General features: G+C 70.2%; 19 protein-coding genes. 10 read left to right on the top strand and 9 right to left on the bottom strand.

The features are described 5' to 3' along the window. Positions 1 to 15: 15 nt before the first annotated feature. The 3 genes from purT to G6N56_RS20030 are packed head-to-tail and all read left to right on the top strand — an operon-like array spanning position 16 to position 2,839. Positions 16 to 1,206: a formate-dependent phosphoribosylglycinamide formyltransferase gene (purT, locus tag G6N56_RS20040; protein WP_232069367.1), complete on the top strand. Its 1,191-nt coding sequence runs from the start codon at positions 16 to 18 to the stop codon at positions 1,204 to 1,206. After that, entirely contained in the window at positions 1,203 to 1,625 is a 423-nt protein-coding gene (locus G6N56_RS20035; protein ID WP_085257866.1) for a rhodanese-like domain-containing protein, read from the top strand. Before purT ends, G6N56_RS20035 begins: the two co-directional genes overlap by 4 nt. After that, positions 1,622 to 2,839: an O-succinylhomoserine sulfhydrylase gene (locus G6N56_RS20030; RefSeq protein ID WP_085257867.1), complete on the top strand. Its 1,218-nt coding sequence runs from the start codon at positions 1,622 to 1,624 to the stop codon at positions 2,837 to 2,839. Before G6N56_RS20035 ends, G6N56_RS20030 begins: the two co-directional genes overlap by 4 nt. 8 nt (positions 2,840 to 2,847) lie before the next feature. Here G6N56_RS20030 and G6N56_RS20025 read toward each other — a convergent pair whose 3' ends face one another. From G6N56_RS20025 to G6N56_RS20000, 6 genes are all read right to left on the bottom strand, one after another. Further along, positions 2,848 to 4,227, bottom strand: coding sequence for an NAD(P)/FAD-dependent oxidoreductase (locus tag G6N56_RS20025; protein ID WP_085257868.1), 1,380 nt, complete (start codon positions 4,225 to 4,227; stop codon positions 2,848 to 2,850). A 101-nt stretch (positions 4,228 to 4,328) separates the two neighbouring features. Then, positions 4,329 to 4,934, bottom strand: a complete 606-nt coding sequence (locus G6N56_RS20020) for a hypothetical protein (RefSeq protein ID WP_085257869.1) — start codon at positions 4,932 to 4,934, stop codon at positions 4,329 to 4,331. Next, positions 4,931 to 5,605 carry a TetR/AcrR family transcriptional regulator gene (locus tag G6N56_RS20015; RefSeq protein ID WP_085257870.1) on the bottom strand — a complete coding sequence of 225 codons (675 nt, stop codon included), beginning with the start codon at positions 5,603 to 5,605 and terminating at the stop codon, positions 4,931 to 4,933. The genes G6N56_RS20020 and G6N56_RS20015 overlap by 4 nt, the downstream gene beginning before the upstream one ends. Further along, positions 5,605 to 6,753: an acyl-CoA dehydrogenase family protein gene (locus G6N56_RS20010; protein ID WP_085257871.1), complete on the bottom strand. Its 1,149-nt coding sequence runs from the start codon at positions 6,751 to 6,753 to the stop codon at positions 5,605 to 5,607. The genes G6N56_RS20015 and G6N56_RS20010 overlap by 1 nt, the downstream gene beginning before the upstream one ends. Positions 6,754 to 6,768: 15 nt before the next feature. Then, positions 6,769 to 7,953 carry an acyl-CoA dehydrogenase gene (locus G6N56_RS20005; RefSeq protein ID WP_085257872.1) on the bottom strand — a complete coding sequence of 395 codons (1,185 nt, stop codon included), beginning with the start codon at positions 7,951 to 7,953 and terminating at the stop codon, positions 6,769 to 6,771. A gap of 16 nt (positions 7,954 to 7,969) precedes the next feature. Next, positions 7,970 to 8,716, bottom strand: a complete 747-nt coding sequence (locus G6N56_RS20000; RefSeq protein ID WP_085257873.1) for an SDR family NAD(P)-dependent oxidoreductase — start codon at positions 8,714 to 8,716, stop codon at positions 7,970 to 7,972. Positions 8,717 to 8,783: 67 nt separating this feature from the next. On the opposite strand from G6N56_RS20000, the gene G6N56_RS19995 reads away from it, so the two are divergent. The 4 genes from G6N56_RS19995 to G6N56_RS19980 all read left to right on the top strand — a co-directional run bounded on the left by G6N56_RS19995 (position 8,784) and on the right by G6N56_RS19980 (position 12,885). Continuing rightward, entirely contained in the window at positions 8,784 to 9,155 is a 372-nt protein-coding gene (locus G6N56_RS19995) for a DUF3054 domain-containing protein (protein WP_085257874.1), read from the top strand. Between the two features lie 6 nt (positions 9,156 to 9,161). Continuing rightward, positions 9,162 to 10,067 carry a class I SAM-dependent methyltransferase gene (locus G6N56_RS19990; protein ID WP_085257875.1) on the top strand — a complete coding sequence of 302 codons (906 nt, stop codon included), beginning with the start codon at positions 9,162 to 9,164 and terminating at the stop codon, positions 10,065 to 10,067. Positions 10,068 to 10,139: 72 nt separating this feature from the next. Continuing rightward, on the top strand, positions 10,140 to 12,398 hold the full coding sequence (locus G6N56_RS19985) for an MMPL family transporter (RefSeq protein ID WP_085257876.1): 2,259 nt from the start codon (positions 10,140 to 10,142) through the stop codon (positions 12,396 to 12,398). Beyond that, positions 12,385 to 12,885, top strand: a complete 501-nt coding sequence (locus G6N56_RS19980; protein ID WP_085257877.1) for a GNAT family N-acetyltransferase — start codon at positions 12,385 to 12,387, stop codon at positions 12,883 to 12,885. The genes G6N56_RS19985 and G6N56_RS19980 overlap by 14 nt, the downstream gene beginning before the upstream one ends. On the opposite strand, the gene G6N56_RS19975 is transcribed toward G6N56_RS19980, so the two are convergent. Together G6N56_RS19975 and G6N56_RS19970 are read right to left on the bottom strand one after the other, a co-directional pair. Then, entirely contained in the window at positions 12,879 to 13,214 is a 336-nt protein-coding gene (locus G6N56_RS19975; protein WP_085257878.1) for a YnfA family protein, read from the bottom strand. The two genes, G6N56_RS19980 and G6N56_RS19975, sit on opposite strands and share 7 nt — an antisense overlap. A 130-nt stretch (positions 13,215 to 13,344) precedes the next feature. Continuing rightward, positions 13,345 to 14,097, bottom strand: a complete 753-nt coding sequence (locus G6N56_RS19970) for an MBL fold metallo-hydrolase (RefSeq protein WP_085257879.1) — start codon at positions 14,095 to 14,097, stop codon at positions 13,345 to 13,347. Positions 14,098 to 14,252: 155 nt separating this feature from the next. Between G6N56_RS19970 and fgd the strand changes: the two genes are divergently transcribed. Genes fgd through G6N56_RS19955 form a run of 3 tightly spaced genes read left to right on the top strand, consistent with a single transcriptional unit; the run spans position 14,253 to position 18,528 of the window. Continuing rightward, positions 14,253 to 15,263: a glucose-6-phosphate dehydrogenase (coenzyme-F420) gene (fgd, locus tag G6N56_RS19965; protein ID WP_085257880.1), complete on the top strand. Its 1,011-nt coding sequence runs from the start codon at positions 14,253 to 14,255 to the stop codon at positions 15,261 to 15,263. Positions 15,264 to 15,274: 11 nt separating this feature from the next. Next, complete coding sequence (gene pta, locus G6N56_RS19960; protein ID WP_085257881.1) at positions 15,275 to 17,374, top strand: phosphate acetyltransferase; 2,100 nt, start codon at positions 15,275 to 15,277, stop codon at positions 17,372 to 17,374. Then, the gene (locus G6N56_RS19955) at positions 17,371 to 18,528 is read left to right on the top strand and encodes an acetate kinase (RefSeq protein WP_085257882.1); all 1,158 of its coding nucleotides are present in this window, start codon (positions 17,371 to 17,373) and stop codon (positions 18,526 to 18,528) included. Before pta ends, G6N56_RS19955 begins: the two co-directional genes overlap by 4 nt. Here the strand turns inward: G6N56_RS19955 and G6N56_RS19950 are convergent. Further along, on the bottom strand, positions 18,523 to 19,710 hold the full coding sequence (locus G6N56_RS19950; protein ID WP_085257905.1) for a DUF1501 domain-containing protein: 1,188 nt from the start codon (positions 19,708 to 19,710) through the stop codon (positions 18,523 to 18,525). The two genes, G6N56_RS19955 and G6N56_RS19950, sit on opposite strands and share 6 nt — an antisense overlap. Between the last annotated feature and the right edge of the window lie 7 nt (positions 19,711 to 19,717).

The following is a 19,717-nucleotide window of genomic DNA, read 5'->3' as shown; positions in this document are numbered from 1 at the left end:
CCCGGGCGCCGACCTATCCTTGACCTCGTGACTGACGGCCCCAACCAAGGACAGCCCGGCAACCAACCGCCGCCCGCGGCCCGCGGGCCGCGCGTGATGCTGCTCGGTTCCGGCGAGCTCAGCCGGGAGCTGGCGATCGCGCTGCGGCGCCTCGGCGCGACGGTGATCGCCGCCGACGCGCGCGCCGACGCCCCCGCGCACGGGGTGGCCGACGAGGCCCTGGTCGTCCCGCTGACCGACGGCGACGAGCTGACCCGCGCGGTCCAGCGGGTGCGGCCCGACTTCGTCGTGACGACCACCCGCGCGGTGGCCGTCGACGCCCTGGAACGGCTGGGCGCCGGGCCCGCGGAACTGGTGCCGGGCGCCCGCAGCGTGCGACTCACCGCCGACCGGGAAAGCCTGCGCCGGTTGGCCGCCGACGAATTGGGCCTGCCGACCGCGCCGTTCTGGTTCGTCGGGTCGGCCGACGAACTGGAGGCGGTCGGCAGCCACGCCGGCTACCCCCTGCTGGTCCGGCCGGCGGCAGGCCGGGGGCGGTCGGTGGTCTCGGGTCCCGGGGACATCGCCCCGGCGTGGCAGCGGGCGGGGGCGCGCCGGGTGCTGGCCGAGACGGTGGTGGAGGTGGAGTCCTCCGTTACCCTGCTGCTGGTGCGCACCGAGGGCCCGCACGGCCCGGTGATCGACTTCTGTTCGCCGATCGGCCACGACGACGGGGACGCCCCGGAATCGTGGCAACCGCAGCCGATGAGCGCGGCCGCGATGGACTCGGCCCGCTCGATCGCCGCCCGGATCGTCAAGGCGCTGGGTGGCCGCGGGGTCTTCGGCGTCGAGCTGATGATCAACGGCGACGAGGTGTATTTCGCCGACGTCAGCGCGCGCCCGCGGGGAAGCGCCTGGGTGACCGTGCGCAGCCAGCGGCTGTCGGCGTTCGAACTGCAGGCCCGCGCCATCCTGGGGCTGCCGGTGGACACGATGATGATCTCGCCCGGAGCGGCCCGCGCGATCGTCGCGTCGCCCGGTGGCGGGGCGCCGACCGCGGCGGCGCTCGGCGGCGCCCTGGGCGTGCCGGAAAGCGACCTGCGCCTGTTCGGCCCGTCGTCCGGCAAGCTGGGCGTGGCGCTGGCCACCGCGCCGGAGGTGGGCGCCGCGCGGGATCGCGCCCGACAAGTCGCGACCGCGCTGAATGTGCCAGACTCTCGCGGATGAGCTATGCGGGAGACATCACGCCGCTCGAGGCGTGGAAGCTACTCAGCGACAACCCGAACGCGGTGCTGGTCGACGTCCGCACCGACGCCGAGTGGCGGTTCGTGGGGGTGCCCGATCTGTCCAGCCTCGGCCGCGACGTCGTGTTCATCGAGTGGAACACCGGCAACGGGGCGCACAACGAGCGGTTCGCCGACGAACTGAAGGACCGGGTGCCGCCCGCCGCGCAGGACGCGGAGCGGCCGGTGATCTTCCTGTGTCGCTCCGGCAACCGGTCCATCGGCGCCGCCGAGGTCGCTACCCAGCTCGGCATCACCCCGGCCTACAACGTGCTCGACGGCTTTGAGGGCCATCTCGACGCACACGGCCACCGCGGTGAAACAGGCTGGCGTGCAATCGGTTTGCCGTGGAGGCAGGGATGACGGACCGCTCGGTCCGGACCCCCAGGGCGCTGCCCGACGGCGTCAGCCAGGCCACCATCGGGGTGCGCGGCGGGCTGTTGCGCTCGGCGTTCGAAGAGACCGCCGAGGCGATGTTCCTGACCTCGGGGTACGTGTACGAATCGGCGGCGACGGCGGAGCGAGCGTTCACCGGCGAGCTGGATCGATACGTCTACTCGCGCTACGGCAATCCGACTGTGACGATGTTCGAGGAACGCCTGCGCCTCATCGAGGGCGCGCCGGCGGCGTTCGCCACCGCGAGCGGCATGGCGGCGGTCTTCACCTCGCTGGGCGCGCTGCTGGCCGCTGGCGACCGGCTGGTGGCCGCGCGCAGCCTGTTCGGGTCCTGCTTCGTGGTGTGCAACGAGATCCTGCCGCGCTGGGGGGTGGAGACCGTCTTCGTCGACGGCGACGACCTGACGCAGTGGGAGGAGGCGCTGTCGAAGCCGACTCAGGCGGTGTTCTTCGAGACGCCGTCGAACCCGATGCAGTCGTTGGTCGACATCGCCGCGGTCACCGAGATGTCGCACGCGGCCGGCGCGAAGGTGGTGCTGGACAACGTCTTCGCCACGCCACTGCTGCAGCGCGGCCTCCCGCTCGGGGTCGACGTGGTGGTGTACTCGGGCACCAAGCACATCGACGGGCAGGGCCGGGTGCTCGGCGGCGCGATCCTCGGCGACAAGGAGTACATCGACGGCCCGGTGCAGAAGCTGATGCGGCACACCGGTCCGGCGCTGAGCGCGTTCAACGCCTGGGTGTTGCTGAAAGGCCTTGAGACGCTGGCGGTCCGGGTCGACCACTGCAACGCCTCGGCGCACCGGATCGCCGAATTCCTGGAGGGCCACCCGGCGGTCGGATGGGTGCGCTACCCGTATCTGCCGTCGCACCCGCAGTACGATCTGGCCAAGCGGCAGATGTCGGGGGGCGGAACGGTCATCACCTTCGGGCTCGACTGCTCCGATGACAAGGCGAAGCAGCGGGCTTTCGAGGTGCTGGACAAGCTGCGCCTGATCGACATCTCCAACAACCTCGGCGACGCCAAATCGCTCGTCACGCACCCGGCGACCACCACGCACCGGGCGATGGGTCCGGAGGGGCGTGCGGCGATCGGGCTCGGCGACAACGTGATTCGCATCTCGGTCGGCCTCGAGGGCACCGACGACCTGATCGCGGACATCGACCAGGCCTTGGGCTAGTCGGGGAGCTAGCCGGCCTGCTTCTCGGCCGCTTCGATGCGTTCGGCCGCCGCCAGCGTGCCCTCCTGCGCCTGCCGCTCGACCCAGTCCACGACCGGCCGGGCGTACATCATCTGACTGGTGATGGCCATCTGACCGCGAGTGCGGCCCAAGAACGAGATGCCCCAGGCGAACATGGCCGCGATGCGGTTGCGGTGGCCGATCAGGTAGTACAGGTGCAGCAGCAGCCACGCCATCCAGGCGATGAAGCCGCCGAACTCCAGCTTGCCGACCTTGGCCACGGCGCTGTACCTCGAGATGAGGGCCATGCTGCCCTTGTCGAAGTACTTGAACGGCTTGCGGGCGGCCGGGTCGTCGTGGCCCTTCACCGCGTTCTTGATCTGCGTGGTGGCATAGTGCGCGCCCTGGATCGCGCCCTGGGCCATCCCCGGCACGCCGGGCACCGACATCAGGTCGCCGACGACGAACACGTACGGGTGGCCCTTGACGGTGAGGTCGGGCTCGACGATCACCCGCCCGGCGCGGTCGGTCTGGGTTCCGTCGGACTGGTCGGCGACCATCTTGCCCAAGCCGCTGGCCTGCACGCCGGCGGCCCAGACCTTGCACGCGCATTCGATGCGGCGCTCGCTGCCGTCGGAGTCCTTGACGGTGATGCCCATGTAGTCCACCGCGGTGACCATGGCGTTGAGCTGGATCTCGACGTCCATCTTCTCCAGCCGACGTTTCGCCTTGAGGCCCAGGTTCTCGCCCATCGGCGGCAACACGGCGGGCGCCGCGTCGAGCAGGATGACGCGGCATTCGCTGGGGGTGATCGTCCGGAAGGCCCCGGCCAGTGTCCGCTCGGCCAGCTGGACGATCTCGCCGGCCAGCTCGACACCGGTCGGCCCGGCGCCCACCACCACGAACGTCAGGCGGCGGTGCCGCTCGTCCGGGTCGGTGGCGACCTCCGCGGCCTCGAACGCGCCGAGGATGCGGGCCCGCAGCTCCAGGGCGTCGTCGACGCTCTTCATGCCGGGCGCGAAGGCGGCGTACTCGTCGTGGCCGAAGTAGGACTGCTGCGCGCCGGCGGCCACGATCAAGCTGTCGAAGGGCGCCACCGTCTCCATGCCCATCAGGTGCGAGGTGACGGTCTTGGCCGTCAGGTCGATCTCGCTGACCTCGCCCCACAGCACCCGCACGTTCTTCTGCCGGCGCAGGATCAACCGGGTGGTCGGCGCGATGTCGCCCTCGGACAGGATCCCGGTGGCCACCTGGTAGAGCAACGGCTGGAACAGGTGGGTCGTGGTCCTCGAGATGAGGGTGACGTCGACGTCCGCCCGTTTGAGCGACTTGGCCGCGTTCAGCCCCCCGAACCCGCTTCCGATGATGACCACGCGATGGCGCGACATACTCGTCCCTTTCTGCGTCTCGCAGTTCCCGGCGGCGCATCTAACACCGTACGACTGCGACGCGGGAACGTCGCGGGTTCGCCCGCCGAGGCGCGACCGCTTTAGAACGGCCAGGTGCCGGCGTTGGTCTTGTACTTGCCGTTGAGCGCGGTGCAGAAGTCGTCGGCCGTGCCGGCGAGCAGAATGTAATAGGCCTCGCCGCCCCCGCGGCTGGACAGCGAGTTCGGGGTGGTCCAGCCGCTGTTGCACATCGCCGTGTCCGAGCCCGCGCTGGGCCGGCGCCAGTTGGTCCGGGCGCAGCCGGCCAGGGCGTCGACGTTCGGTGTGGCGCTCTTGGCGGCCACCAGCATCGCGCCGCCCCACTGCCCGTCGTTGCGGCGGTAGGCGCGCGCCCCGAACCCGGCGTTGTTGGTCTGGCAGGCCAGCGCCCGCTTGAGCAGCCCGAACGGCGCGGCGAGCTGGGGGTTAGCCACCGAAGCGGCGGCCGTGATGAATTGCGCGGCGTCCGACCCGTCCACCTCTTGCACGTCCGGTTTGCCCAGGCCGGTCAGCTGCTGGGCGATCCCGGCGTTGTTGCCGCCGCCGATGATCGGTCCGCCGCCGCCCGTCGTTATCGGGGGCAGCGTCACGGGGTCCGCGCCCGCGGCCGGCGTCGCCAGGACGGCCACGGCGACGAGTACGGCGGCGCCATACGCAACGGATCTCATTGACCACCTCCCAGCAGGTATGCATACCGGGCGCGGTGGCCGTCGGCAACCAGCGAGTTCAGCACGTGGCGTGTCTGCAGCGCGACGTATTCGTCGACGGTGTAGGCCGGACCGAAGTGCCAGTGCTTGAGCGCCCACCCGTGGGCGAGCAGCACGATGTCGAACACCGTGACGTCGACGTCGACGTCACGGAACACGCCGCCGGCGACGCCGGCCTCGATCACCGCGCGCAGGGGCGCGGCGGTGTCGATCTCCAGCTCCTTGATCCGGGCGCGGCCGGACGGCCCGAGGGTCCGGCTCTCCCGGTAGGTGAGCACCACCCCGTCGAGGTTCTCGTCGACGATCTCGATGTAGCGCCGGATGCCCGCGGCCAGGCGGTCGGCGACGTCGGCGCCGGCGGCGTCGATGACGGGCGCCAGCTGATCGCGGAAGGCGTCGAGGATCCGCACGATCGTTGCCAGCAGCAGGTCTTCCTTGCCGCCGAAGTACCTGTAGAGCAGGCCGACGCTGACGTGCGCCTCGCGCGCCAGGTCCTGCATCGACATCTGGTGAAAGCCGTTGCGGCCCATGACCTTCACGGCGGCATCCAGGACCTGGCGGCGCCGCAAGCCGGCCCGCGCCGCGCGCACCGCCTCCTCGACCGGAAGGGCGCCGTGGGCTTCGGGCGCCATCAGATGCCCAGATCCTTGGCGATGATCGTCTTCATGATCTCGTTGGTGCCGCCGTAGATCGTCTGGATTCGGGCGTCGACGAAGGCGCGCGACACGCTGTACTCGCGCATGTAGCCGTACCCGCCGTGCAGCTGCAGGCAGCGGTCGGCGGTGCGCACCTGCAGGTCGGTGGTCCACCACTTCAGCCGGGCGGCCCGCGCGGCGGTCAGCTCGCCGTCGAGGTGCTGGGCCAGGCAGTCGTCCAGATACGTTCGCGCGATGTCGAGCTCGGTCGCCAGCTCGGCGAGCACGAACTGGCTGTGCTGGAAGCCGGCGATCGGCGTGCCGAACGCCTTGCGCTGCTTGACGTAATCGAGCGTCTGGGCCAGCACGCCCTCCGCGGCGGCCACCGCGCCCACGGCCAGCGCGAGCCGCTCCTGCGGCAGGTTCCCGACCAGCTGATAGAACCCCTCGCCCTCCTGGCCGAGCAGGTTGTCGACCGGGACCCGCAGGTCGGTGAAGGTCAGCTCGCTGGTGTCCTGGGCGTGCAGCCCGATCTTCTCCAGGTTGCGGCCGCGCTCGAATCCCGGGGTGTCGGCGTCGACGACCAGCAGAGACAAGCCCTTGTGCCGGTCCGGCGAGGTCCGGACCGCGATCACGAACAGGTCGCCGCTCTGCCCGTTGGAGATGAAGGTCTTGGCGCCGTTGACGACGTAGTGGTCGCCGTCCCGGACCGCCGACGAGCGGATGCCGGCCAGGTCGCTGCCGGCGCCGGGTTCGGTCATCGCGATGCCGAGCACCGTCTCGCCGGTGAGGACCCCGGGCAGCCAGCGTCGCTGCTGTGCGGGCGTGGCCAGGTCGGTGAGGTAGGGCAGGACGATGTCGTTTTGCAGCGTGAAGGCGATCGATTCGGCGGCCGCCCCGGCACGCTGCAGCTCGTCGATGACGATGGCGTTGTAGCGGAAGTCGGTGACCCCGGGGCCGCCGAGGTGTTCGGGTACCGAAAAGCCAAGCAGCCCAAGCTTTCCCGCCTCAACGAACAGCGAGCGGTCCCACTGCCCGCGGCGCTCCCAGCCCTCGTGGTTGGGTGCCACCGTCTGCCGTACGAAATCGCGCACCAGCTCCCGGAACTGGTGATGTTCGTCGGTGTATTCCAGTCGCGCGGCCACTTTCGACTCCTCGTGTCAGCGGAAGGCGTCGCTGCCGGTGAACGCCTGGCCGAGGACGAGCTGGTGCATCTCGGGAGTGCCTTCGTAGGTCAGCACGGATTCCAGGTTGACCATGTGTCGGATCACCGGGTATTCCAGCGATATCCCGTTGCCGCCCAGGATCGTTCGGGCGGTGCGGCAGATCTCGAGCGCCTCGCGGGTGTTGTTGAGCTTGCCGAAGCTCACCTGTTCGGGCCGCAGGCCCGGGCCGTCCTTGAGGCGACCGAGGTGCAGCGACAGCAGCTGCCCCTTGTGCAGCTCGACCGCCATGTCCACCAGCTTGGCCTGGGTCAGCTGGAATCCGGCGATCGGGCGGCCGAATTGGGTGCGTTGCGTGGCGTAGTCGAGCGCGGCCTGCCAGGCCGACCGCGCCGCGCCCATCGAGCCCCAGATGATGCCGTAGCGCGCCTCCGACAGACAGGACAGTGGCCCCCGGAGGCCGTTGGCCTCCGGCAGCATCGCGTCGGCGGGCAAGCGCACGTCGTCGAGCACCAGCTCGCTGGTGATCGAGGCCCGCAGGGACAGCTTGTGGTGGATGGTGTTGGCGGTGAACCCCGTCGCGTCGGTGGGCACGACGAAGCCGCGGACGCCCTCGTCGGTGGCGGCCCACACGATCGCGACGTCGGCAACCGATCCGTTGGTGATCCACATCTTGCGGCCCGTGATCAGCCAGTCCGAACCGTCGCGCCGGGCCCGGGTTTTCATCGCGGCGGGATCGGACCCGACGTCGGGTTCGGTCAGCCCGAAACACCCGAGCAGCTCGCCCGCGGCCATGCCGGGCAGCCACCGCTGCTTCTGCTCCTCGGAGCCGAACCTCCAGATGGCGAACATCGCCAGCGATCCCTGCACCGACACCATGGACCGGATACCGGAATCGGCCGCCTCCAGCTCGGTGCAGGCCAGGCCGTAGTGCACCGCCGAGGCGCCGCCGCAGCCATAGCCGTGCAGGTGCATGCCGAGCAGGCCCAGCTGACCGAACTGTTTGGCGAGCTCGCGAACGGGCAGGTCGCCGATCTCGAACCACTCCGCGACGTACGGGGTGACGTGCTCGGCGCAGAACTGGCGAACGGTGTCCCGCACCGCGCGCTCGTCGTCCGAGAGCGACGCGTCGAGGCCCAGGGGGTCGTTGCGGTCGAAGGCGGGGGGTGCGTCGGTGCTCATGACTGCCAGCCTGCCATCAACCAGCCATCGTCAGGCCGCCGCTCACGCTGATCACCTGGCCGGTGATGAACGACGCGGCGTCGGAGGCGAAGAACAGCACCGGGGCGGCGACCTCCTCGGGCCGGGCCAGGCGGCGAAATGGGATGGCCTTGACCAGCGCCTCCTTCAGCTTCTCGGGCTGCGCGTGGAACAGCGGCGTGTCGGTCGGGCCGGGGCACACGCAGTTCACCGTGATCTGGTGGCGGGCCATCTCGCGGGCCAGCGACTTGGTCAGCGCGATCACCCCGCCCTTGGCGCCGGCGTAGATGGACTCGCCCGCGCTGCCCACCCGGCCCGCGTCGCTGGCGAGGTTGACCACCCGACCGCCCGGGCCCGACTCGATCATTCCGGGCAGGAACGCGCTGCACACGTGCACCGGCCCCAGGTAGTTGATGGCCACCACCTTGGCCGCGAATTCCGGTGTGGCATTGAGGAATTGATCGGTCCGGTCCCAGCCCGCCGCGTTGACGACGACGTTGGGCACGCCGACGTCGGTGTGCGTTCGGTCCCGCAGGGAGTCCACCTGGGCCGGATCGGCCACATCCACCGGCGAAGCGGTGATGAGTTCGGGTCGCTGCCTGGCGGTGGCCGCGGCGGCGGCTTCGTCGAGGTCGGCGGCTATCACCCGGTCGCCCCGGGCGGCGAGCGCCAGCGCGATCGCCCTGCCGATCCCCGATCCCGCTCCGGTCACCACGGCGACCCTGCCCTGTGAATGATCGTTCATTCCTGACGAATCTAGGTTCACCGCGGCGCCGGGGTCAACCGCCCGACCCGGCCGGTACTCTCGCTGCATGCTGAGGCACCCGAGGCCGGCGTGGCTGGGCGTGGACGTCGTCTGCGTGCTGGTGTTCTGTGCCGTCGGCCGCCGCAGCCACGCCGAGGGGCTCAGCGTGTTGGGCATCGCGGCCACGGCGTGGCCGTTCCTGTCCGGGACCGCCGTGGGATGGCTCGCGTCTCGGGCCTGGCGCCGGCCCACCGCCGTGGTACCCACCGGTGTCGTGGTCTGGCTGTGCACGGTGGTGATCGGCATGCTGCTGCGCAAGGCCACTTCGGCGGGCGTGGCGGCCAGTTTCGTGGTCGTCGCGGCCTCGGTGACCGCGGTGTTGCTGCTGGGCTGGCGGGCGCTCGCCGGGCTCGCCCTCCGCCGCCGCGCCGATTCCTGACGAGCGATGGCACGGGCGGACGGCGACAGCTGGGATCCCGCAAGCGGGGTAGGGGTTACCGCCACCTTCGGGGCGACGGCCAGGGCCGTGGCCACTGACCGGGGATTGCTGGACGATCCGTTCGCCGAGCCGCTGGTTCGCGCCGTCGGGCTGCGGTACTTCGCCCGGCTCATCGACAACGAGCGGTTCGAAGCGGGCGATCCGGCCAACCCGGTGACGGCCGGGCTCCTGGACATCTTGGCGGCGCACACCCGCTACCTGGACGGCTTCCTGGCCGACGCCGCGAGGGCGGGCATTCGCCAGGTGGTGATCCTGGCATCCGGCCTGGACACCCGGCCGTACCGGTTGTGGTGGCCGCCAGGGACGACGGTGTACGAGATCGACCGGCCCCAGGTGCTGGATTTCAAGTCGGAATCGCTCCGGCGGTTGGGGGCGACGCTGACGGCGAACCGGTGCGCGGTGGGCATCGACCTTCGCGGGGATTGGCCGGCGGCGCTGCGGCGGGTCGGGTTCGACGCCGCACAACCCACGGCGTGGGTCGCCGAACAGCTGCTGGTGGGTTACCTGCCCCCGGACGCTCAGAATCGGCTGGTGCGTGCGGTCAGCGAGTCGAGCTCCCCCGGCAGTCGATTCGCCGCCGACCACATGCCCACCTGGACCCCCGGGCAGCTGGACGCGGGGCGGGCCTTCGTCGACGGCTGGCGCCGCCGGGGGCTGGACGTCGACCTGGCCAGCCTGACCTACCCCGGCGAATACCGTTACGTCCCCGACCATCTCGCATCCCACGGCTGGCAGACCGCCGAGCGGAACGTCGTCGATCTGCTCACCGAGATGGGCCTACCCGAGTTGTGGCGGGGCGGCCCCGACGAGCTGGCGGTCGTCCCCCGTTATCTCACCGCGGTGAAGGTGTAGCGCAAAACAACTTCAATAAGTTAATGTTTAACTTACTGAAATTCTGCGCGCCACCACCCCGGAGGACGGCACATGCTGGCTGCGTTGGCTCGGATGGCGCTGGCCTCGCCGAGGCGGGTCGTCGCCGCCGCGATCGTCGTCATGTGCGGCGCCGCCGTGTTCGGCCTTCCCGCCGTCCACAGCCTCTCGGCGGGCGGTTTCCTGGATCCGACCTCCGAATCCGCTCACGCCGCCGCTATTCTCGCGGACAAGTTCCATCAGGGCGGCCTGGACCTGGTGCTCCTGGTGAGCGCGGACAACGGGGGCGACGGCGAGGTGGCGGCACGCTCCGTGGGCGTCGGCATCGTTCGAGAACTGCGCCAGTCGCCGTCCGTGGCGCTCGTGGCGTCCCCGTGGGACTCCCCGCAGCCCGATCCGGGTCTGCTGAGTGCCGACCACAAGTCGGCCATGATCGTCGCCGCGCTCATTGGCGGCGAGAACAACGCCCCCAGGTACGCCCAGGCACTGGCCGACCGGCTCGCACGGGATCGCGATGGCGTCACCGTGCGGGCGGGCGGCGCGGCCATGCTCTATGCGGAGATCAACCACCAGACCGAAAAAGACCTGGTGCGAATGGAAGCGATCGCGGTACCCGTGAGTTTCGTTGCGCTGGTGTGGGTTTTCGGCGGGCTGCTCGCCGCGGCGGTGCCCATGGCCGTCGGCGGGTTCGCGATCCTGGTTTCCCTCGCCTTGTTGCGCGCGCTGTCGTTTGTCACCGACGTGTCCGTCTTCGCGCTGAATGTGGCCGCCGCGTTGGGATTGGCGCTGGCGATCGACTACACGCTGCTGATCATCAACCGCTATCGCGAGGAAGTGAGCAGCGGACGGCGCGGTGCAGCGGCCCTCGTGACCACGATGACGAAAGCCGGACGCACCGTGCTGTTTTCGGCGCTGACGGTCGCGTTGTCGCTGTCCGGGCTGGTGTTGTTCCCGATGCCCTTCCTGAGGTCCTTCGCCTACGCCGGTGTGGCGGTGGTGGGTTTTGCCGCGCTGGCGGCCGTGGTGCTGGCACCGGCCATGATCGTGATGCTGGGCGACCGGCTCGACGCGCTGAACGTGCGGCGCCTCGGCCGCCGTCCCACGCGGCCGCCCGGCGCCGAGCACACCTTCTGGTACCGCATCGCGACGCTGGCCATGCGCCACGCCATCCCGACGAGCCTGGCCGTCGTCGGCCTGCTGCTGGTGCTGGGGGCGCCGTTCCTCGGCGTCAGGTGGGGCAACCCGGACGACCGGGTACTGCCCGCATCGGCGTCGGCGCGAGCGGTCAGCGAGCGGATCCGCTCCGAGTTCGCGAAGGATTCCCCGACCAGGGTCACGATCGTCGTCCCCCGCGTCGGCGAAATGGCGGCAGCGGACCTCGACGACTACGCGGCGCGGTTGTCACGAATCCCCGAGGTTTCGGCGGTGTCCTCGCCGACCGGAAACCTCGTCGCGGGGCAACGCCTGGGTCCGCCGTCGGCGCCCACCGGAATGGCCGACGGGAGCGCTTATCTCACCGTGGACAGCACCGCGCCGCCGTACTCCCGGGCGTCCGAGGTTCAGTTGACCCGCCTGCACGCGATCCCGGCGCCGGGCGGCCAGCGGGTCCTGATGACCGGGTTGGCTCAGACGAATCTCGACTGCATCAATGGGATCAGGTCCCGCCTGCCCCTGGTCTTCGGCTGCATCGTGACGGTCACACTGGTGCTGTTGTTTTCCCTCACCGGCAGCGCGATCCTGCCGATCAAGGCGGTGCTGCTCAACGTGTTGTCGCTGACGGCGGCGTTCGGTGCGCTGGTGTGGATCTTCCAGGACGGGCATCTCGGGGCGCTGGGCACCACGCCCAACGGCACTCTGGTCATCAACATTCCGGTGCTGATGTTCTGTATCGCGTTCGGGCTGTCGATGGACTACGAGGTCTTCCTGCTCGCCCGGATCCGCGAATACTGGCTGGACGCCGCGACGGGGGGCGACAACGACGAGAGCATCGCACTGGGCCTGGCGCGCACGGGCCGGGTGATCACCGCGGCGGCGTTGCTGATGTCGATCTCGTTCGCCGCCCTACTCTCCGCCGGGGTGTCGTTCATGCGGATGTTCGGGGTGGGCCTGACCGTCGCTGTGCTGGCGGACGCCACGCTGGTGCGGGTGCTGCTGGTGCCGGCATTCATGCATCTCTTCGGCGCGCTGAATTGGTGGGCGCCGCGACCGCTGGCGCGGCTGCACCGGCGGATGGCCGCCGGGGAGTCGGCGTCGCCGCCCCTGCCGGAATGCGCCGGCACCGGGCGCGTTAGATCGTTACGTGACCCAAACTGACCGGCTCCGGTTCGTGTCGGCCACCCACGACGACCCGCTGGCGCAGCCGTTGCTGGCCGAGTTGGCCGTCGAGTACGCGGAGCGATACGGCGGCACCCCGAGCGCACACCTGGCGTGGCTGCCGGTGCCGAGGACGGAATTGGCGCCGCCCGACGGTGGGCTGTTGATCGGCGTCGCGGCCGGCGTGCCCGTCACGGGCGGCGCGTTCCGGCGCTATGACGCCGAAACCGCAGAACTCAAGCGGATCTGGACCGACCGTGGGCATCGCCGCCGCGGGTATGCCCGGGAACTGCTCGCCGCACTGGAGGCCGAGGCCGCGGAGCGCGGGTACCGAAGGCTGTACTTGATCACGGGCAACCGTCAACCCGAGGCCGAGGCGCTCTACGACGCGACCGGATACACCCGCGTGCCCGCCGATCCGATCCCGGACTGGGGGCCGTTCCGGCCGATCGCGTTCGAAAAGTGGCTGGCGCCAGGGGCTCAGTGACCGCGCGGGGCGTACATGATCAGCGCCACCCCGAGCAGGCAGATCGCGGCACCGAGGACGTCCCAGCGATCCGGCCGGAAACCGTCGAAGGCCACCCCCCACAGCAGCGAGCCCGCGACGAACACACCACCGTAGGCGGCCAGGATTCGCCCGAAATGCGCGTCGGGCTGCAGGGTGGCGACGAAGCCGTAGGCGCCGAGCGCGACGACCCCCGGCCCCGCCCACACCCAGCCGCGGTGTCCGCGGACACCCTGCCAGACCAGCCATGCCCCGCCGATCTCGAGGACCGCCGCAAGGGCGAACAGCACGATTGACTTGGCAACGGTCACAGGCGTGGCCCTTCGCGCGGGCCGCTGTCGGGGACCTGCCGCCGAACGTGTGGCCTACGTACGAATTCCGAGCGGTTCGCCTGCACAGGGCCCACGCTCGGCGCTGCCGGCCCGCCGACGCGCGCCCGCGTCATGCGCGGCCGGCCAGCGCGCCGGCCGCCTCCGTCGCCTCGCGTATCGGGCCGTGCCACACGTCCCCGTGGCCGGGCAACAGGACCTCGGTGTCCAGTAGCGCCAGAGCATGCAGGCTGCGCAGGCAGTCCTGCTGGCTGTGGCTGAATATCGCGGGCAGCAGCTGGGGGCCGCTGCGGCGCAGCAGCGGATGGCCGGTGATCAGCGCGTCGCCGCTGACCAGCACGCCGTCGACCACGTAAGAGCAGTGCCCACCGGTGTGACCCGGCGTGGGCACGGCCATCGGGCGGCCGGGGAGGCCGGCGGCGACCTCGGCGGTCAGCGGCCGCGCGGTCGGGATGCCGTCGCGGATCAGGCCGCCGCTTCGCGCGACATGCACGGTCCATACCGCCCAACGGGGCCGCCACATGCGAAGGGCCACATCGACGGGCGACACCTGCTCGAGATATTCCCGCTTGGCGTGACCGACTTCGTCGGCGTGGCAATACACTTCGGTGCCGTGCTCGCGCGCGAACCAGATCGCCGAGCCCAGGTGGTCGATGTGCGCGTGTGTCAGCAGGATGGCGCGGATGTCGCCGGGCTGGTAGCCCAGCTTTCGGAGCGAGTCGAGCACGTCCTCGCGGTCCCCGGGGTAGCCGGCGTCGATCAGCATCACGCCGGTGTCGTCGGCGACCAGCGTCCAGTTGACGGCGTGGCCGAAGGCGAGGTGCACCGCGTCGGTGACCTGGATGAGGGTCGGGGTGGCTCCCATGCCCGCGAGTGTAGGAGCGATCGCGAGCGCGGCGGAGCCGGGCGTGGCGGGTCGCGACCGAAACGGAAGGGGAGCGATCGCGAGCGCGGCGGAGCCGAGCGTGGCGGGTCGCGACCGAAAGTTCGCGAGCGCGACCGGAGGAGTAGAAATAACTCGTGGCTGAGTTGAAACTGGGATACAAAGCGTCCGCCGAACAATTCGCACCGCGTGAGCTTGTCGAGCTGGCTGTGGCGGCCGAGGGTCACGGCATGGATAGCGCGACGGTCAGTGACCATTTTCAGCCATGGCGGCATGAGGGCGGCCACGCCCCGTTTTCGCTGGCGTGGATCACCGCGGTCGGGGAGCGCACCAAGAGGCTGCAGCTGGGCACGTCTGTGCTGACCCCTACCTTCCGCTACAACCCGGCCGTCATCGCGCAGGCGTTCGCCACGATGGGCTGTCTGTATCCGGGGCGGATCTTCCTGGGTGTGGGCACCGGGGAGTCGCTCAATGAGATCGCTACCGGTTATGAGGGTGAGTGGCCGGACTTCAAGGAGCGCTACGCGCGGCTGCGTGAAGCGGTGCGGCTGATGCGTGAGCTGTGGCTGGGCGACCGGGTGGATTTCGAGGGTGAGTACTACCACACCAAGGGCGCCTCGATCTACGACGTGCCCGAGGGCGGCATCCCGATCTACATCGCCGCCGGGGGCCCGCAGGTCGCCAAGTACGCCGGCCGCGCCGGCGACGGGTTCATCTGCACCTCCGGCAAGGGCGAGGAGCTCTACAAGGACAAGCTCATCCCCGCCATGAAGGAGGGCGCGGAGGCGGCGGGCAAGAACCCCGACGACATCGACCGGATGATCGAGATCAAGATCTCCTACGACACCGACCCGGACCTGGCGCTGGAGAACACCCGCTTCTGGGCGCCGCTGTCGTTGACCGCCGAACAGAAGACCAGCATTCACGACCCGCTGGAGATGGAGAAGGCGGCCGACGAGCTGCCGATCGAGCAGGTCGCCAAGCGCTGGATCGTGGCCTCAGATCCCGACGAGGCGGTCGAGAAGGTCAAGGACTACGTCGACTGGGGCCTCAACCACCTGGTGTTCCACGCGCCCGGCCACGACCAGCGCCGGTTCCTGGAGCTCTTCGAGAAGGACCTGGCGCCGCGGCTGCGGCGGCTGGCCTGAGAGGCGCACGAGTGGCTTCCGGTCCCGCGACGGCGATCTACATCGCCGCCCCCGAGGCGGAGACCGGCAAGTCGACGATCGCGCTCGGTCTCCTGCACAAGCTGACCGCGACCGTCGCCAAAGTCGGTGTGTTCCGGCCTATTACCCGCGCCGCCCGGTCGAACGAGCGCGACTACATCCTGGAGCTGCTGCTGGGCCACACGACCGCGGGCCTGCCCTATGAGCAATGCCTCGGCGTCACCTACCAGCAGCTCTACACCGACAGTGACGCGGCGATCACCAGCATCGTCGACTCCTACCACGCGATGGCGGACGCCTGCGACGTCGTGGTGATCGTCGGCAGCGACTACACCGACGTGGCCCGGCCGGCCGAGCTGTCGGTCAACGCCCGCATCGCGGTCAACCTCGGCGCACCGGTGCTGCTCACGGTCAGCGGGAAGGGCCGCACGCCCGAGGAGATCGCCCGCGTCATCGAGGTGTGCCTCGCCGAGATAACGGCCCAGCGCGCCCACACCGCGGCGGTGGTGGCCAACCGGTGCGCACCCCGCGAGCTGGACGCGATCCGCAAAGAGCTGGCCGAGGCGCTGAAGGGCCTTCCGCAACGCAGCTATGTGTTGCCCGAGGAGCCGCTGCTCTCGGCACCGACGGTCGCCGAACTGGAGCAGGCGCTGCAGGGCACGCCGGTCAGCGGCGAGGCGTCGCTGCGCGAGCGGGAGGTCACCGGCGTACTGGTCGCCGGGATGACCGCCGACCACGTCCTGGAACGGCTGGCCGACGGCATGGCGGTCATCACCCCCGGCGATCGCTCCGATGTGGTGCTGGCGGTCGCGAGCGCCCATGCGGCCGAGGGCTTTCCGTCGCTCTCGTGTCTCGTGCTCAACGGGGGCTTCGAGCTGCACCCCTCCATCGCGGCCCTGGTGGCCGGCCTCCGGCTACGGCTGCCGATCGTCGCGACCACGCTGGGCACCTACGACACCGCCGGCGCAGCCGCCTCGGCCCGCGGCCGGGTCACCGCGACGTCGCAGCGCAAGATCGACACCGCGCTCGCGCTGATGGACCGCCACGTCGACATCTCGGAGCTGTTGGCGCAGCTCGCCATTCCGATCCCCACCGTGACCACACCGCAGATGTTCATCCATCGGCTGACGCTGCAGGCCCGGTCGGACCGCAAGCGCATCGTTCTCCCCGAGGGGGACGACGACCGCATCCTCAAGTCGGCCGGCCGCGTGCTGCAGCGCCGCGTCGCCGACCTGACGATCCTGGGCGACGAGGCCCGAATCCGGCAGCGCTGCGGCGAACTCGGGGTGGACCTTGGGGGCGCAACGCTCATCGACCCGCTCGCCAGCGAGCTGCGGGAGCGGTTCGCCGAGCAGTACGCCGATATGCGCAAGGCGAAGGGCGTCACCGTAGAGCATGCCCGCGAGATCATGCGTGACGCAACGTATTTCGGAACGATGCTGGTATATAACGGGATGGTCGACGGCATGGTGTCCGGCGCCGCGCACACCACCGCGCACACCGTTCGGCCGGCGTTCGAGATCATCAAGACCGTTCCCGACGTCTCCACCGTCTCCAGCATCTTCCTGATGTGTCTGCCCGATCGGGTGCTGGCGTACGGCGACTGCGCGATCATCCCGAACCCCACGCCGGAACAGCTCGCCGACATCGCGATCAGCTCGGCGCGGACCGCGGCACAATTCGGGATCGAGCCGCGCGTGGCGATGTTGTCCTACTCCACCGGTGACTCCGGCACCGGCGCGGATGTCGACAAAGTCAGGAAGGCAACGGAATTGGTGCGTCAGCGCGACCCGCAACTGCTGGTCGAAGGGCCCATCCAATACGACGCCGCGATCGAGCCGTCCGTCGCGGCCACCAAGCTCCGGGACTCGCCGGTGGCCGGCCGCGCCACCGTGCTGATCTTCCCCGACCTCAACACCGGCAACAACACCTACAAGGCGGTGCAGCGCAGCGCCGGCGCGATCGCCATCGGGCCCGTGCTGCAGGGACTGCGCCGGCCGGTGAACGATCTCTCGCGCGGCGCGCTCGTCGACGACATCGTCAACACGATCGCCATCACCGCGATCCAGGCGCAGAAGCCGGCGCGTTCATGACCGCCAATCCGCTGGTGCTGGTGATCAATTCCGGCTCGTCGTCGCTGAAATACCAGCTCATCGACCCGCACTCCGACACCGCGCGGGCGGGCGGCGGCATCCAGCAGATCGGCGAGCCGTCGTCGCGGGTCGCCGACCACGAGGAGGCGCTGCGCCTGGCGTTCGCGCAGCTGTCCGAGGCGGGTGTGGACCTTCAGTCGTGCGGCCTCCTGGCGGTCGGACACCGGGTGGTGCACGGGGGTAAGGACTTCTACCGCCCCACGTTGCTCGACGACGCCCGGATCGCCGACCTCGAGAAGCTGTCTCAGCTTGCGCCGCTGCACAATCCGCCCGCGGTGCAGGGCATCAAAGTAGCGCGCAAGCTGCTGCCGGACGTCCCGCACGTCGCCGTGTTCGACACGGCCTTCTTCCACAACCTGCCGGCCGCCGCCGCGACCTACGCGATCAACCGGGAACTGGCCGAGCGGTGGCAGATCCGCCGCTACGGCTTTCACGGCACCTCGCACGAGTACGTCAGCGAGCGGGCCGCCGAGTTCCTCGGCCGACCGCCGGGCGACCTGCGGCAGATCGTCCTGCACCTGGGCAACGGCGCCTCGGCCTCCGCGATCGCCGGCGGTCGGCCGGTCGACACCTCGATGGGCCTGACTCCGCTGGAGGGGTTGGTGATGGGCACGCGGAGCGGCGACATCGACCCTGGCGTCATCAGCTACCTCTGGCGGAGCGCGAACATGAGCGTCGACAAGATCGAGTCGATGCTCAACAACGAGTCGGGCGTCTGGGGCCTGGCCGGCGAACGCGACTTCCGCCGGCTGCGCGCGATGATCGAATCGGGCGACGAGTCAGCGCGATTGGCGTACGACGTGTTCGTCCACCGGCTGCGCAAGTACGTCGGCGCCTACCTGGCGGTGCTGGGGAGCGTCGACGCCATCACCTTCACCGCGGGCATCGGCGAGAACGATCCGGCGGTGCGTCGCGACGCTCTGGCGGGTCTCGAGGGGCTGGGCATCGTGCTCGACGAGGGGCGCAACCTCGGCGAGGCGAGCGGGGCGCGGCGCATCTCCAGCGACGATTCGCCGATCGCCGTGCTGGTCATCCCGACGTACGAGGAGCTGGCCATCGCCCGCGACTGCGCGGCCCTGCTGGCGGGCTCATAGGAGGCCCAGGGGGGTGCGGCCAGCGCCGACGGACGGCGTCGGGTCCGTCCCGACGGTGTGGGTGAGCAGTTCGGCGTAGATGTCGCGAAAGTCGGTGGTGTACTTGAGGTCTCCGTTGTCCAGGTCGGTAAGGCTGGGCTCGGCGCCGTAAAAGCCGCCTTTGACGGGCGCGCCTGCGACGAACACCGGGCCCGCGGTGCCGTGGTCGGTGCCCTGTGAGGCGTTGGCCCGAACCCGGCGGCCGAACTCGGAGTACGCCATCAAAACCACGTTGCGCCCGTGGCGGTCACCCGCCATATCCCGTAGGAACGGCGTCACCGCCGTGTCGAACGTCTGCAGCAGGCGCTGCTGGGTGCCGCGCTCGTCGGCATGGGTGTCGAAGCCGCCCAGCTGCACGGTGTACACCCGGGTCGGGACGCGGGCCTTCACCGCGCTGGCGACCATGCCGAGCTGGGCGGCGAGCGAATTATGCTCACCGGCAGCGGGTTTCACCGGCTGGAACGCCTTGTCGGCGGTGCGCGCGGCGCGGTAGGCCTTGCAGACCGCGGCCATGGCCGGGGTGTCGTCGGGGTCGTCGGCGCCCAGCGCCGCCATGACGGCGTCGAGCCGGGCCGCTTGGCCGTCCGGCGCGCGGGCCGTGGAAAGGGCTGCCGCGGTGTGCTTTTCGCCGACCGCAAGGGGCGGCAGGACGGGGCCGACGTTGACCGCACGAAGGGGGTCGTCACCCGTGGCATCGAGCCAGCGGCCGATCCAGCCCGTCGATACGGGTTCGGTGGGTGACGCCGTCTGCCAGATGTCCATGGACCGGAAGTGGCTGTGGTCGGGGCGCGGGTAGCCAACCCCGCGCACCACCGCGAGGTGCCGCTCATCCCACAGCTGGCCCAGGCCCTTGAGGGCGGGGTTGAGGCCGAGCTGCTGGTCGAGGCGGATGACGTCACCCGGCGCGTACGCGAGCTCCGGGCGGGCATCGTGATAGGCGTTGTCCGCGTAAGGGATCAGGGTGTTGATCCCGTCGTTGCCGCCGTAGAGCGTGACGAGCACCAGGACCCCGGCGCCCTCGGGCAGCGGATTGTCCTGAGCGGCTCGGATCAGGTCGTGCCAGTCGACCGCCGTCGACAGCAGGCCGGCCGCCCCAACGCCCGCGCTGGCGATCAGGAAGCGGCGGCGATTGATATCGGGCATGGGCATT

It is taken from the genome of Mycobacterium saskatchewanense, assembly GCF_010729105.1.
GTDB lineage: Bacteria > Actinomycetota > Actinomycetes > Mycobacteriales > Mycobacteriaceae > Mycobacterium > Mycobacterium saskatchewanense.
Note: the sequence above shows the minus strand (reverse complement) of the source record. Positions and strands in the feature narration are given on the sequence as shown.

Coding starts and splice junctions, on each gene's coding strand:
- G6N56_RS20025 (WP_085257868.1), bottom strand. CDS start 4,227: ATGTCGCGCCATCGCGTGGTCATCATCGGAAGCGGGTTCGGGGGGCTG.
- G6N56_RS19970 (WP_085257879.1), bottom strand. CDS start 14,097: ATGGGAGCCACCCCGACCCTCATCCAGGTCACCGACGCGGTGCACCTC.
- G6N56_RS19995 (WP_085257874.1), top strand. CDS start 8,784: ATGCTGAGGCACCCGAGGCCGGCGTGGCTGGGCGTGGACGTCGTCTGC.
- G6N56_RS19985 (WP_085257876.1), top strand. CDS start 10,140: ATGCTGGCTGCGTTGGCTCGGATGGCGCTGGCCTCGCCGAGGCGGGTC.
- G6N56_RS20020 (WP_085257869.1), bottom strand. CDS start 4,934: ATGAGATCCGTTGCGTATGGCGCCGCCGTACTCGTCGCCGTGGCCGTC.
- G6N56_RS19950 (WP_085257905.1), bottom strand. CDS start 19,710: ATGCCCGATATCAATCGCCGCCGCTTCCTGATCGCCAGCGCGGGCGTT.
- G6N56_RS20015 (WP_085257870.1), bottom strand. CDS start 5,605: ATGGCGCCCGAAGCCCACGGCGCCCTTCCGGTCGAGGAGGCGGTGCGC.
- G6N56_RS20035 (WP_085257866.1), top strand. CDS start 1,203: ATGAGCTATGCGGGAGACATCACGCCGCTCGAGGCGTGGAAGCTACTC.
- G6N56_RS20005 (WP_085257872.1), bottom strand. CDS start 7,953: ATGAGCACCGACGCACCCCCCGCCTTCGACCGCAACGACCCCCTGGGC.
- G6N56_RS19990 (WP_085257875.1), top strand. CDS start 9,162: ATGGCACGGGCGGACGGCGACAGCTGGGATCCCGCAAGCGGGGTAGGG.
- G6N56_RS19955 (WP_085257882.1), top strand. CDS start 17,371: ATGACCGCCAATCCGCTGGTGCTGGTGATCAATTCCGGCTCGTCGTCG.
- G6N56_RS20000 (WP_085257873.1), bottom strand. CDS start 8,716: ATGAACGATCATTCACAGGGCAGGGTCGCCGTGGTGACCGGAGCGGGA.
- G6N56_RS20030 (WP_085257867.1), top strand. CDS start 1,622: ATGACGGACCGCTCGGTCCGGACCCCCAGGGCGCTGCCCGACGGCGTC.